Here is a 12,510-nt window from a genome sequence, read left to right on the forward strand (position 1 = left end):
GCTTTCTTATGCTTGAACCTTTGCTTGATTGTAAGTGTAAAATCCTTTTCCAGTTTTCCGGCCCAGTTCTCCTTTATGCACTTTGTCTTGCACAATTTGTGCGGGCTTATCAGCTTCATTACCACTTTCTTGATATCGCTGCATCCGAACAAAATAATTTACATCAATTCCTGTTAAATCCATAAGTGAGAAAGGACCAATAGGGTGATTTAGAGCTTTTGTACAAACCAGATCAATTTCTTCGTGATCAGCATATCCATTTTCTAGTAAGTAAACAGCTTCATCCATTAACTTGCCTAAGATACGATTGGCAATAAAACCTGAAATTTCTTTTTTCAAAAGAACCGGTGTTTTTCCAATATTTCTTACAAATTCTACTGCCAATTGAGCTGTTTCTTTTGACGTATGAGGTCCACGCACTACCTCTACAAGTTCCATCACCAGTGCTGGATTAAAAAAGTGAACGTTACACACTTTTTCTGGCCTGCTTGTTACATCAGCAATTTTTGAACTAACAATAGTTGAACTATTTGTTGCTAAGATTGCGTGCTCCGGGACTATTTTATCTAACTTTGCAAAGAGCTCACGCTTAGCATCTAACCGTTCTACGATAGCTTCAATAACCAAGTTTGTGTGATTCAGCTCCTCCAATGAAGAAGAAAATATCAATCTGCCGAATGCATTATTTACTTCTTCTTCTGTTAATCTACCTTTGCTTATTTTTCTATTCATATGGCCATGCAAAGACTCTTTTGCCTTTGTAAGACTTTCTTCACTAACGTCGTGCAAAATAACAGAGTATCCACCTAAGGCACATACCATAGCAATCTGTGATCCCATTGCGCCAGATCCAACGACCCCTATTTGTTTAATATCTTTAATTTGCATTTTTATGTTCCTCCTTCTCTTGTTCCTCTTGCACCAATAGTCTTTTTAATAACTTGCCAACCGCATTTCGAGGAAGAGACTCCCTTATTTCAAACTCCTTTGGAACTTTATAACGAGTTAGTTTCATATAACAATGTCCTTTTAATTCTTCTAAATCTACTTGACACTCATCCTTTGGAACAATATATGCCTTTATAACCTCTCCGTTCGATTGATCAGGAATACCAACTACAGCTGCTTCTTTTACAGCCGGATGTTCGTACAAAATACTCTCTACTTCCTGAGGGTAAATATTAAATCCCCCTACAATAACCATTTCTTTTTTTCTTCCAACTATGTAAAAGTAACCTTCTTCATCCATAGTGGCTAAATCTCCCGTTAAAAGCCATCCATCCTGCAAAGAGCGAAGCGTTTCCTTTTCATTATTCCAATAACCTTTCATGACTTGGGGTCCTTTTATGAGTAATTCTCCAACACATCTAGGCGGTAATTCTTGCGCATTATCGTCAATAATCATACAATCTGTTCCAGGCATTGGAATTCCAATACTTCCAATCTTTCTTACGCCATTGGTAGGATTTCGATGCGTAGATGGAGATGCTTCAGAAAGTCCGAAACCTTCTCCAATTATCGCTCCTGTTAAATACTCAAAACGTTTAATAATTTCAATTGGAAGAGGTGCTGATCCACAGGAACACAGTTTTAAGCACTCCAGTCCGTAACTTTCTACTTCGGGATGATTCACAAAAGCATTATACATTTTAGGAACACCTGGGAAAAAAGTTGGACGATATGTTTTTATACACTCCAAAACGTTATCTACTTCAAATTTTTTAAATAGTAGCAGCGTTCCTCCAATATATATCCCTAAATTCATCGCACTTGTCATGGCATATACATGATATAGAGGAGTTGCAGTTAAAATAACTTCTTGTCCTAAGAGCATTTTTTCTCCGTACATACAATAACTTTGGACTACGTTTGCAACCAAATTGTAGTGTGTTAGCATCGCTCCTTTCATTTGTCCTGTTGTTCCTCCTGTGTACTGAATAACAGCTACATCTTGATGTACAGACACAGCAGCAGGTTTATCTAAGGGATGACTAGAGCGTTTTAAATCTTCTAGGCTATGGAACAAATGACCCTGAGTCTTCTTCTGGTCTTGGGATACAAAAATATGCTTGAATTTATAGCTTTCGTATACTTCGCAAACTGCGTTTAATGCACCTGAATCTGTCACAAGATAAGACATTTTGGAATCGCTTACAATTTGGAAGAGTTCTCTTGGCGTATACATTGGATTTACCTGTACAACAATAAGCCCAAGCGCTTGGGCGGCATAATAAGAAATAATGTAATCCGGATGATTGGACAGCATTAAGCCTATTCGCTGCCCTTTGTAAGCGCCCATATCTCTCCAAGAAGCGGCTAAACAATCTACTTGGTGCTTTAATTCACTATACGTAATTCTCTTATGTTCAAAAATAATTGCCGTTTGCTTCCCGTATTGGTTGGCTGTTTTCTCTAAAATAGCGTACAACGAAATTTCTGGAACTCTTAGTTCTTTTTCCTTTACATAAAATGTAGACCAGGGCCGCGTTATTAGATTGCGCAAAAAGCTTTCACCTTCCTCTATGTTTCAGCTTAATACATGTAGATGTATTCTTTTTTAACACTCTTGTAAAACATTTCTAGCAATAATTAAACGTTGAACTTCATTTGTCCCTTCATAAATTTTTGTAATGCGGGCATCTCTATAAAAGCGCTCGACCGGATAGTCTGACACATATCCCATTCCACCATGAATTTGAACAGCTTTATCTGCTACTCTATTAAACACATCAGATGCAAATAATTTCGCCATTGAAGCTTCCTTAACCACTTTTTTTCCTTCATCAATTTTTTGTGCTGCCATCATAGTCAATGTTCTTGCTGCTTCTGTTTCTGTTGCCATATCGGCTAGCATCCATTGAATTGCTTGATTATCAGCAATAGGCTTACCAAACTGAATACGTTCTTTTGCGTAACTCGCCGATAATTCAATTAATTTATCACATGATCCAACTGCTCTAGCTGCTAAGCCTACACGCCCTTCTCCTAATATTTTAAGAGCAGACATATATCCCATTCCTACTTCGCCAATTACATTTTCCTCTGGAATAATACATTCTTCAAAAATAATTTGAGATGTGTAAGAGCCTCTTAGACCCATCTTTTTATCTTTCTTGCCAATAATTAACCCAGGAAAATCTTTTTCTACTAAAAAAGCTGTAATTCCACCTTTTGCTCCTTTTTCTCTATCGGTTAATGCAAATACTGTAAACACATCGGCAATTGGACCATTTGTAATAAAATGTTTTGTGCCATTCATGACCCAATAGTTACCTTTTTTCTCCGCTCTTGTTGCTAAATTAGTTGCATCAGATCCAGCACCGGGTTCTGATAAGGCAAAAGCTCCAATTTTATTGCCAGCTGCCATGTCAGGTAAATACTTATTTTTTAAATACTCTGATGCCAATTTTACAAGACCCGTGCTTCCAATCCCTGTATGAGCACTGATTAATGAAACAAACCCGTTATGTGTTCTTCCTAATTGTTCTAATACAGTGGCTTTTTCTACTGTGTTTAATCCAATTCCACCATATTGTTCTGGTATACTAATCCCAAACAGCCCTAAATCTTTAGCTTTCTCTACTAAGTGTTCCGGGATTGCGTCTTCTTCTTCAATTTGCTGTGCAAATGGTTCCACTTCTTTTTCCACAAAGTTTCGAATCATGCTTTTCATTTGCTGCATTTCTTCTGTTAATGCTACGGTCATTGATCATCTTCCTCTCTAAAAAAGTTTCACTTATATTATCTGCAAGAAGTATGCCAACTACCACAAGCTCTAGTTAATAAGACTTTTTAACAAATAAAAAAATAGGAACATTCAAATTTGAATCAGAACTACGTGTTGAGGAGGTAAATAGCCGTTTTTTCAATTCAACTATGTATCAATTGATTTATTTTTGAATCAGCTGATTTTTTGTATTAAAAAAGAATCCAAAGAACTAATAAGTATCTTTGAATTCTTCGAATTTAGCACATTTTGTCATTTATATGCTATTCTATTACCTCGAAATGAACACGCTTTCATTTTTGAGTGGATTATATACGCTACTGCCCTTATTACCTTTATTTTTTGTTTTTACTCTTTTATTTTTAAATGATATTTTTTAAGCTTCCTTACGATAGTAGGCTGACTAGTGTTTAATGCGTCGGCTATTTCATATGTTGTTTTACATGCTTGGACCGCAAGCGACAGAACTTTTTCCTCAGCTAGCTCTACTGCTTCTTTTAACGTCATTAATTCAGCAAACGCTAAGCTCGAATTTTCGGATTCTCTATATTCTAACGGAAGATCTTGTATTTTTATTTCTTGTTCTTGAGTAGTAAGCACGAGTCTTTCAATAAGGTTAGAGAGTTCCCTAACGTTTCCGGGCCAATTGTAGCGATAAAAAAAATCGTTTAGTTTGACATCAATTCTTTTATCTTTTTTATATCTGTGATTTATCTGAGTTAAAAATAACTGAATGAGAGGCAAGATGTCATCTCTTCTTTCTTTTAAAGAGGGAATAGATATAGGGATGACATTTAATCGATAATACAAATCTTCACGAAACTCACCGTTAAGCACCATTTCTTTTAAGTTTCTGTTCGTCGCCGCTATAATACGTACGTTCACTTTTTTCGTTTTAGTTGCCCCGACTCGGCGTATTTCTTTTTCTTGCAGTGTTCTTAAGAGCTTAACCTGCAATTCAAATGATAATTCTCCTACTTCATCGAGAAAAAGTATGCCGTTATCTGCCAGCTCAAACATCCCTGGTTTCCCTTTAGCATTCGCTCCTGTAAACGCTCCGCTTTCATACCCAAATAATTCTGATTCTAACAGGTTAGACGGAATAGCTCCGCAGTTAAGCTTAATAAAATTCCCTTGCTTCGCTCTCGTACTTTTGCTATAAATAAATTTAGCCAATACATCTTTTCCTACACCTGTCTCACCTAGAATCAATACTGTGGCATCTACATCTGCAATACGCTCAGCCATTTCATAAATGAGCTTCATTTGATGATTTGTAATAATAACATCTTCTTCTTTCTTTGTTGAACTCTTTAACTTTTCAATCTCTTGTTTATAACTATTATTTAGCTCATTTGCTTTTTTTAAAGCTGTTTGGAGCTCATTTAATTCAGACAGGTCTCTAATATTTGTGACTACTTTTTCTATTTCCCCCTCATCATTCATGACTGGATTACCAGTAATAAGAGTTTCTTTTCCTGAATAATTGTATTGAATGGTAGAAACAGAACGCTTTTGTTTCAACACTTTATGTGTAACCGAACTTTTTAAAATGCCTCTCTTCATAAGAGCATCTACGTTTTTACCTACATAATATTCTTTTGGAATACCTGTAATCCTTTCAATTGCAGAGTTTGTCTTTAAGGTAACTCCATTTTTATCAGTGATATAGATAACGTCGTACGAGCTCTCAATAATTGCTTCTAATTCACGGTTTAGTGTTTTTAACTTTTTCAGTTCTTGCGTGACTTGTTCTAATTTTGATAACTCGGTGCTCATGCAAATCCCACCCTTTTTATTAGCAACAAAGTTTCGACAAACTTATTAGTATTTCTCCTTATTTCTCCAAAAGTTTTCAAATTCCTGCAGTAAAGAGCTCCTCTTCTTCTACAAACTTGCCTAACACCTTTGGTTCGAAGTGAACTTATTATTTTTTAAAATACGCTTTCCTCATTATGTAATACAGTTTAGAGGTGTCTCTACTAAACATAAATAACGCAAAGCCCATTGTTAAAAACTGAGCTCTACGTTATTGAGACAAATACTATGAAGGAATAAAAATTTGTGGATTGATTTCAATTTCTGGTACTTTATTAGCAATGGCTTTTCCAATTGGAAGGCACGCTGTAGCTGCTGGAGATGGCGCATTGCATACATGAATACTGCGTTTACTTGAGACAATATAAAAATCATCCACTAACGTTCCATCGGACTTAAGTGCCTGCGCTCTTACACCTGAAGAAGCAGGCACAAGATCTTCTCCTTGAATAGACGGAATAAGATCTTGCAGACTTTTGACAAAAGCTTTTTTACTATAAGAGCGCCACATTTCCTTGGCGCCTTCTTGCCAATACTTAGAGGCAAGTTTCCAAAACCCTTTATATTTCATAACTTCGGAAAAGTCCTTCATATTAATATCCGTCTTTTTGTACCCTTCTCTTTTGAAGCTTAGCACAGCGTTCGGGCCAGCTTCTACTCCGCCTCCAATCATTCTTGTAAAATGGACACCTAGAAATGGGAAATCAGGATTAGGAACGGGATATATAAGATTTTTGACAAGATGGTGTTTTTCAGGTTTTAGTTCGTAATATTCTCCTCGGAACGGAATAATCTGCAAATCTATTTCGACCCCAGCTCTTTTTGTTACTCGATCACTATGCAGTCCTGTACAATTCACTACATAGTTTGCAGTAAATGTTTTATTTTCTGTTATAATCTCGACGTTATCATCATGCTCCAGAACTTTTTTGACTTCCGTTTCTAAATTCAGCTCTGCTCCGCGTGTTCTTAAATAATCTACCATCTTTTCACAAACCTGTTTATAATTAATAATCCCGGCTTGTGGTACTTTTATTGCTTTTATTCCTTTAACATACGGTTCTTCTTCCTGTAGTTGTTCTCTGCCTATAGTTGAAATGTCAAGTCCATTTGCTAAGCCGCGTTGAAACAAATTTTCTAGTAGTGGCAACTCCGATTGTTTAGTCGCAACAATTACTTTTCCACATTGATCATAACTCACTCCATGCTCTTGACAAAACTGAATGATTTGACGGCTACCTTCTCTTGCAAATTTCGCCTTTAGGCTCCCGGGTTTATAATAAATTCCTGAATGGATAACGCCGCTGTTATTTCCAGTTTGATGTTTAGCCCAACTACTTTCCTTTTCCAGCACTGCAAGGCGAGCGTGAGGGAAACGTTTACTTAGCGAGAAAGCCGTTGATAACCCCACGATGCCCCCTCCAATAATAACAATGTCTTTCATCCTTTCCCTCCTCATATACGAATCTATTTTAGACTTTTGCAAAGTAGCCTCTTTGTCTTAACAGCTCACGATGTAGATTTGAATTTTTTTCAAATGGTGCTCTTCCATGGAGCCAAAAACGATTGTTAATCATCACTACATCCCCTACTGGAAGGGGCAAGGCAATGGTAGCCGAGCTGTTTTCCATTGAATCAGAAAGATCTTTTAAATACGCTGCTTGTTCTAACGTAGCCGGATAAGCAAATTGGTCAATGAAACAAATACAAGGTTCCCCATTCTGTTCATAGAATGTTTGGTTATAAACATTTTGGCTGACATTTTTACTTGAAGGCGCTCTGTATTCTATACGACAAGTGGCTAATGGGTGGTTTGCAAATTTCCCTAGGTCTTCCCAATCGTCTAAGTGAAGTAATCTTGATTCTCCACCCACTGCATTTTCTTCGGCAAATTTCATCATTAATAACCAGTCCGTTGGCTCATCGACAAATGTACCATCTGTATGCAATGTAAATAAACGATAAGCCTGCCTTAAATATGAATCACTGCTATCCGTATCTTTTACAGTAAATCTTGCGTAGTAGGTGTTAGACATGGCATCAAAATTAACTCCTCCTACTAAATGAGTAAGCGCTGTAGAAAATTTGACGTAATCTTGATCACTCGTAGTTTGATTCTGCATACCAATTGTAAAACCTCCTGATGTTCGATCATGTAAAATAGCGCGTATCTTCTCAACAAACGTTTTGCCCGCTACGTTTTGCAAGCGCTCAGCTAGTACTAATCTCATATAGGGTACATACTCTAACTGCTGTGTATTTACATCTTGATTCTCTTCTAAAAATGCACCTATTACTTCGTTATTCATTTCAATTGAATACAGGCGCTGGTGATGGCAGTGTTCTTTTACCTCAAATGTATCGTATTTTCCTATGAAAGACTTTGTTCCCTCTTGAGTCACATTCATGTTTTCTCCTCCTTTTTAATCAAAGCAATAAAAATAGCCAGTAATATCATCTCTGCGCATACATATGCATAGAGAAATAATATTACTGGCTACGGTCTACTGATGGCTTCTGGTATGAAGTCCGATAGACTTAACAGTTAATTTAAGATGCTAGTAGAATAATAAATTACTGACCACGAAAGGGTAACCTTTCTAGGAGTAATTTGATAGTTCTAGTTTACAAAGTTAATGCTTATTTGTCAATTTAATTTTTGAAAATTCTAATTTTTCATTTAAATTAATTTGATTGTACTGTTTGTAAGCATCTTTTACTGCAGCAACTAATGCAGATTGAGCCTTGCCATAATAATGTTCTTCAATTTCTTTTATAATAGCTTCTAGACCATCTAACAAACTGTGTCCTTTTAGTAATTGGTCCAAAAACTTTTGTGCATGCTCAGTGGCAAGCGTACAGGACGCATTTAAAATGACCCAATACTTTAAATCTGTTTCTAATGTAACTGTTAAAGTCTGATGGATATCACTGGCTGCCATCCCTTGCGGAAGCTTGGCGTGACCAGCTAGCATTACTGTTTTTTTCAAAATGAAACCTCCTTGTTATCCTGTTTAAGCCTGAAATATGTAAGCTGGAACAATTTAATTAATCTATATAAGGATTCTCCATTAGCTTGAAAAGCCCTTTGTCCCTAAGTCTTTTTATTTTTACCATTCGTTTATCGAAGATCTTGGCATCGGCTTTGGATATTCATCATTTTTATAACTTCTTAACGTCAATAAAAAAGTGCTCTTCTCAATGAGAGCACTTTTTTATTTAGATAGTGTTATTAGTAAATAAATATTTAGTAGATGCTTCATATTTCTCACCGGGCTTTAATACACAAGAAGGAAAATGCTTATGATGAATAGCGTCTGGTAAACCTTGTGTTTCCAAGCAAACACCGAGGTATTTCTCTGAGTGAACCCCTCTAATTTCAAATTCTTCGTCTAGATGATTTCCCGTATAGAGAACAACTGAAGGCTGATCCGTTTTGACTTCTATTTTGCGACCGCTTGCTGGATCAAATAATGACATCTGGTTTTCAGTTTCTGCTTCTAAAAGAAATGGATGATCGTATCCTTTACCAACTAATACATTTTGCGGATGTGTAGATTCCACTCCTTCCTTGAGGCTATGTCCTTCTCTAAAATCAAATGGGGTATCTGTGACACTTATCGTTTCTCCAGTAGGTAAAAGATCATCATTCAGCTCTAAGAATTCGTTACTTTTCAGCTTTAAAACATGATCTAAGACCGTTTCCTTTAGATTTCCGCTTAAATTGAAATACGTATGGTTTGTTAAATTGATAAGAGTGTCTTGATCTGTTGTTCCTTCGTAAGAGATATGAAACTCATTTTTATTAGTCAACGTATACGTAACTTTCACTTCAAGATTGCCAGGGTACCCTTCTTCTCCATCTTTACTTACATATGTAAATTCAACACCTACGTGATCACTTGCCTCGATTGTTTTTGCATGCCATATTTTGTGGCTAAACCCTTCTGAACCGCCATGCAAATGGTTATTTCCTTCATTTTTCTCTAGACGATAGGTTTCATCATTAAGCTGAAACTCCGCTCTCCCTATACGTCCTGCTACGCGTCCGACCACAGCTCCGAAATAAGGAGAATACTTTTGGTATTCTTCTATTGAATCAAATCCCAAGACAACACTTTCAATCTTCCCTTCAGAATCCGGCATTTCAATATTTGATATCACACATCCATAGTCAAGGCAGGTGATTTTAAGCCCTTCATCATTTAATAAGGTATAAGCATGTACAGCTTGATTGTTTAGTTCGCCAAATTTCTCAAAATTCACTTTCATTTTTAATCAGTCCAATCCTCTTTTTATTCGTAAATTGCTTAACGGACCCTACATGTTATACACATGGGATATGTTCTTATAGTTCCCTCTGCAATCCTTCCTGAATCTTCATTATTCTCATTTTATTGTAATCGTGTACATTTCGTAATTCAAGCTTGAATGATAAAGGCTGGCTACTGTTTGTCATTGCTATTTCTTTAGTATTCCTAAGTATTCTTCCCAAGGTCCTACATCTTCTCTGTATCGTTCTGCCATTACTCGAACAATTTGGGCAATATGCGTTAAATCGTGAGCAACCCAAGTCGAGAGCAACTCTCTGACTTTTACTTCCCCAAACTCCGGGTGTTCTCCTCTCACTTCAAGATGCTTTTCAGGCTTAATTAACAGCTTTAGTTGTTGTAAATTCTGCATTCTTATCATGTTGAATTCAAGAAGCTTTTCTTCAATAGAACTAGTAGATTCCTTGTGTAAATGAGCATAGCGATCAAATGGAGGGAAAGCTCCTCCTTTTCCTTCTTGAAGGATGAATTTTAGCCTTGGTATCCAATTGTTTTTTTCTGCTTCTATTAAATGTTCTATTACTTCCGAGGTACTCCAAGTTCCTTCTCCTTCATTACATTGCAGCCACCCTGCAGATAGACCCGACAAAAGTTTTTCAAGCGTCTTAGGCGTACGCTCAAGTATTTCGGTCGCTTCTTTTAAATTAAAATTCATGCTCATTCCCCTTTCTCAACGTAATGATGCTGAGCTGTCAGTTATGTAAAAATTCTTGCGATTCTAGTCAATTTTACCACAATTGACTTTTATTAAAGGAAGGAGCTAATCTTCTACTTACTTTAATGCTTACTAAAACAAAAACAGAACACACGTTTGGTTTTTCTCTAGAAATATGATAAAATATATACAGGCTAGAACGCAGTGAGTATCAGTCTGAATGGGTACTGCTCATTCGTAAAATAGATTGCTAGCAACTTTTTCATCTTGAGCTTTTCGTTTGAATTGGAGTGAGACAACAGTGAGTAAAAATCAAAAGCGATGGACAAAAGAAGAAGATAAATTTCTTATCCAACACTATGGCGTTATGACGCTTCAAAAGATGGGTGAGCATTTACATAGAAGCAAGGAATCGGTTAATAAACGGCTTACTCGATTAAATCTTCGAGCTTCAGATACAGCTTTACGTAAAAAGTGGACGCCGAAACAAGATGCTTTTTTACAGCAGAACATTGATATCATGAACAACCGTGAAATGGCAGACTCCTTAGACAGAAGTCCTTCTTCTATTGCTACGCGCATAAAAGTTTTGGGTTTAACTCGATAAACTGCGATGCGAAGATGGACCGTACAAGAAGACGAATATTTGCTAAGGTATTACGGAACAAAACCCCTTTCGCGCATATCAGCGAAATTGCAGCGAAGTGTGCAGGCACTAGAATCGAGGTTAAGTCGTTTAGAGGTGTATGGAGCTAAATCGCACGTAGGACATATCACAGCGTGTGAGCTAGCAGCCTGCCTCGAAGTAGATGTTCATACAATTTACAAGTGGATTCATAAAGAGAATCTACCGTATAAAATGATCATCGCCAAGACAAGAACATTCATGGGAATTGACATTCAATCTTTTTGGAAGTGGGCTGAACAAAATAAATCGTGCCTTAACTTTTTTAAAATACCTAAAAATACACTTATTCCAGAACCAGCGTGGGTGAATGAACAAAGAAGGCTAGACTATGTAAAGCGCCCTAAATACGAGCATAAAAAGTGGACAGCAGAAGAAGATGCCAAGTTGTGGCGTATGTTTTATCAGGAAAAGCGCAATCAGCGAGAAATTGGGCAGCTGCTCGGGCGTTCGAGAAATAGCGTGCAGCGACGCTTAGAGCGTTTACGCAAAAAGAAACTAGCTAGTTAAACGATAAAAAGCTTGGAATAAGCTATGCTTACCCCAAGCTTTTTTTATTGATATGACTTTTGGTTAAGCTTTAACTGCTTTTTCCCAATCTGCTGAAAATTTTTCCATTCCTTGGTCAGTTAACGGGTGTTTTGCTAATTGCTCAATAACAGCGTATGGAATTGTGGCAATATGAGCCCCTGCAAGTGCTACGCGCGTTACATGATCCGGGTGTCTTACAGATGCGGCGATAATTTGAGAGTCGATGTTTTGAACGCGGAATAACTCAGCAATTTTAGATACCAGCTGTACTCCGTCTTCTGAAATATCATCAAGACGTCCTAAAAATGGAGAAACATACGTCGCTCCAGCACGAGCTGCTAAAAGCGCTTGGTTTACTGTAAAGATTAGGGTTACATTTGTTTTTACGCCTTTTTTTGCAAGGTAGCGCGTCGCTTCCAAGCCAGCTAATGTCATAGGCAGCTTAATCGTAATGTTTTTATCTCCATCGTTAATTTTAATCAGTTCTTCAGCTTGAGCGATCATGTCTTCAGCAGAAAGTGCGTCAGGCGTTACCTCAGCGGAAACGGATTCAACCTCCGGTACCATTTGAAGAATTTCTTCGATGCGGTCTTCAAATCTTACGCCTTCTTTTGCTACTAAAGATGGATTGGTTGTTACACCTGCTAGAACACCAACTTTATATGCTTTCTTAATATCCTCAAGGTTTGCTGTATCAATAAAAAATTTCATCTCACTATTCCTCCTTATTGTTGTACATCAATCTGCATCTCAACTTGCGTGA

The 12,510-nt window shown here is 37.1% G+C and carries 12 protein-coding genes; 2 read left to right on the top strand and 10 right to left on the bottom strand.

What is annotated here, in order from left to right; genetic code table 11:
* Window positions 1-6 precede the first annotated feature (6 nt).
* From ACH6EI_RS15340 to ACH6EI_RS15380, 9 genes are all read right to left on the bottom strand, one after another.
* The gene (locus ACH6EI_RS15340) at window positions 7-888 is read right to left on the bottom strand and encodes a 3-hydroxyacyl-CoA dehydrogenase family protein (RefSeq protein ID WP_108674610.1); all 882 of its coding nucleotides are present in this window, start codon (window positions 886-888) and stop codon (window positions 7-9) included.
* A complete protein-coding gene (locus ACH6EI_RS15345) occupies window positions 878-2,503 on the bottom strand; it encodes a long-chain-fatty-acid--CoA ligase (protein WP_034264635.1) in 1,626 nt (541 codons plus the stop codon). The genes ACH6EI_RS15340 and ACH6EI_RS15345 overlap by 11 nt, the downstream gene beginning before the upstream one ends.
* A gap of 54 nt (window positions 2,504-2,557) precedes the next feature.
* Window positions 2,558-3,706, bottom strand: coding sequence for an acyl-CoA dehydrogenase family protein (locus tag ACH6EI_RS15350; RefSeq protein WP_028413733.1), 1,149 nt, complete (start codon window positions 3,704-3,706; stop codon window positions 2,558-2,560).
* A gap of 369 nt (window positions 3,707-4,075) precedes the next feature.
* Window positions 4,076-5,506, bottom strand: a complete 1,431-nt coding sequence (locus ACH6EI_RS15355; protein WP_051137090.1) for a sigma-54 interaction domain-containing protein — start codon at window positions 5,504-5,506, stop codon at window positions 4,076-4,078.
* Window positions 5,507-5,771: 265 nt separating this feature from the next.
* Window positions 5,772-6,989, bottom strand: a complete 1,218-nt coding sequence (gene lhgO / locus ACH6EI_RS15360) for an L-2-hydroxyglutarate oxidase (RefSeq protein WP_034264638.1) — start codon at window positions 6,987-6,989, stop codon at window positions 5,772-5,774.
* 28 nt (window positions 6,990-7,017) lie between these two features.
* The gene (gene glaH / locus ACH6EI_RS15365; protein WP_028413735.1) at window positions 7,018-7,953 is read right to left on the bottom strand and encodes a glutarate dioxygenase GlaH; all 936 of its coding nucleotides are present in this window, start codon (window positions 7,951-7,953) and stop codon (window positions 7,018-7,020) included.
* A gap of 225 nt (window positions 7,954-8,178) precedes the next feature.
* On the bottom strand, window positions 8,179-8,520 hold the full coding sequence (locus ACH6EI_RS15370) for a DUF3870 domain-containing protein (protein ID WP_098112817.1): 342 nt from the start codon (window positions 8,518-8,520) through the stop codon (window positions 8,179-8,181).
* A gap of 244 nt (window positions 8,521-8,764) precedes the next feature.
* On the bottom strand, window positions 8,765-9,817 hold the full coding sequence (locus tag ACH6EI_RS15375) for an aldose epimerase family protein (protein ID WP_108674609.1): 1,053 nt from the start codon (window positions 9,815-9,817) through the stop codon (window positions 8,765-8,767).
* Window positions 9,818-10,006: 189 nt separating this feature from the next.
* On the bottom strand, window positions 10,007-10,531 hold the full coding sequence (locus tag ACH6EI_RS15380) for a DinB family protein (protein WP_028413738.1): 525 nt from the start codon (window positions 10,529-10,531) through the stop codon (window positions 10,007-10,009).
* Window positions 10,532-10,832: 301 nt separating this feature from the next.
* Between ACH6EI_RS15380 and ACH6EI_RS15385 the strand changes: the two genes are divergently transcribed.
* Together ACH6EI_RS15385 and ACH6EI_RS15390 are read left to right on the top strand one after the other, a co-directional pair.
* A complete protein-coding gene (locus ACH6EI_RS15385) occupies window positions 10,833-11,138 on the top strand; it encodes a hypothetical protein (RefSeq protein ID WP_226313286.1) in 306 nt (101 codons plus the stop codon).
* A gap of 39 nt (window positions 11,139-11,177) precedes the next feature.
* Complete coding sequence (locus ACH6EI_RS15390) at window positions 11,178-11,726, top strand: sigma-70 RNA polymerase sigma factor region 4 domain-containing protein (RefSeq protein ID WP_226313285.1); 549 nt, start codon at window positions 11,178-11,180, stop codon at window positions 11,724-11,726.
* A 63-nt stretch (window positions 11,727-11,789) separates the two neighbouring features.
* Here the strand turns inward: ACH6EI_RS15390 and fsa are convergent, their stop codons facing one another.
* Entirely contained in the window at window positions 11,790-12,458 is a 669-nt protein-coding gene (fsa, locus tag ACH6EI_RS15395; protein WP_098196385.1) for a fructose-6-phosphate aldolase, read from the bottom strand.
* Window positions 12,459-12,510: the final 52 nt, after the last annotated feature.

It is taken from the genome of Priestia sp. JSM ZJ58, assembly GCF_044383985.1.
GTDB classification, from domain to species: Bacteria; Bacillota; Bacilli; order Bacillales; family Bacillaceae_H; genus Priestia; species Priestia zanthoxyli.

Coding starts and splice junctions, on each gene's coding strand:
- ACH6EI_RS15340 (WP_108674610.1), bottom strand. CDS start 888: ATGCAAATTAAAGATATTAAACAAATAGGGGTCGTTGGATCTGGCGCA.
- ACH6EI_RS15350 (WP_028413733.1), bottom strand. CDS start 3,706: ATGACCGTAGCATTAACAGAAGAAATGCAGCAAATGAAAAGCATGATT.
- ACH6EI_RS15355 (WP_051137090.1), bottom strand. CDS start 5,506: ATGAGCACCGAGTTATCAAAATTAGAACAAGTCACGCAAGAACTGAAA.
- lhgO (WP_034264638.1), bottom strand. CDS start 6,989: ATGAAAGACATTGTTATTATTGGAGGGGGCATCGTGGGGTTATCAACG.
- glaH (WP_028413735.1), bottom strand. CDS start 7,953: ATGAATGTGACTCAAGAGGGAACAAAGTCTTTCATAGGAAAATACGAT.
- ACH6EI_RS15370 (WP_098112817.1), bottom strand. CDS start 8,520: ATGCTAGCTGGTCACGCCAAGCTTCCGCAAGGGATGGCAGCCAGTGAT.
- ACH6EI_RS15375 (WP_108674609.1), bottom strand. CDS start 9,817: ATGAAAGTGAATTTTGAGAAATTTGGCGAACTAAACAATCAAGCTGTA.
- ACH6EI_RS15380 (WP_028413738.1), bottom strand. CDS start 10,531: ATGAATTTTAATTTAAAAGAAGCGACCGAAATACTTGAGCGTACGCCT.
- fsa (WP_098196385.1), bottom strand. CDS start 12,458: ATGAAATTTTTTATTGATACAGCAAACCTTGAGGATATTAAGAAAGCA.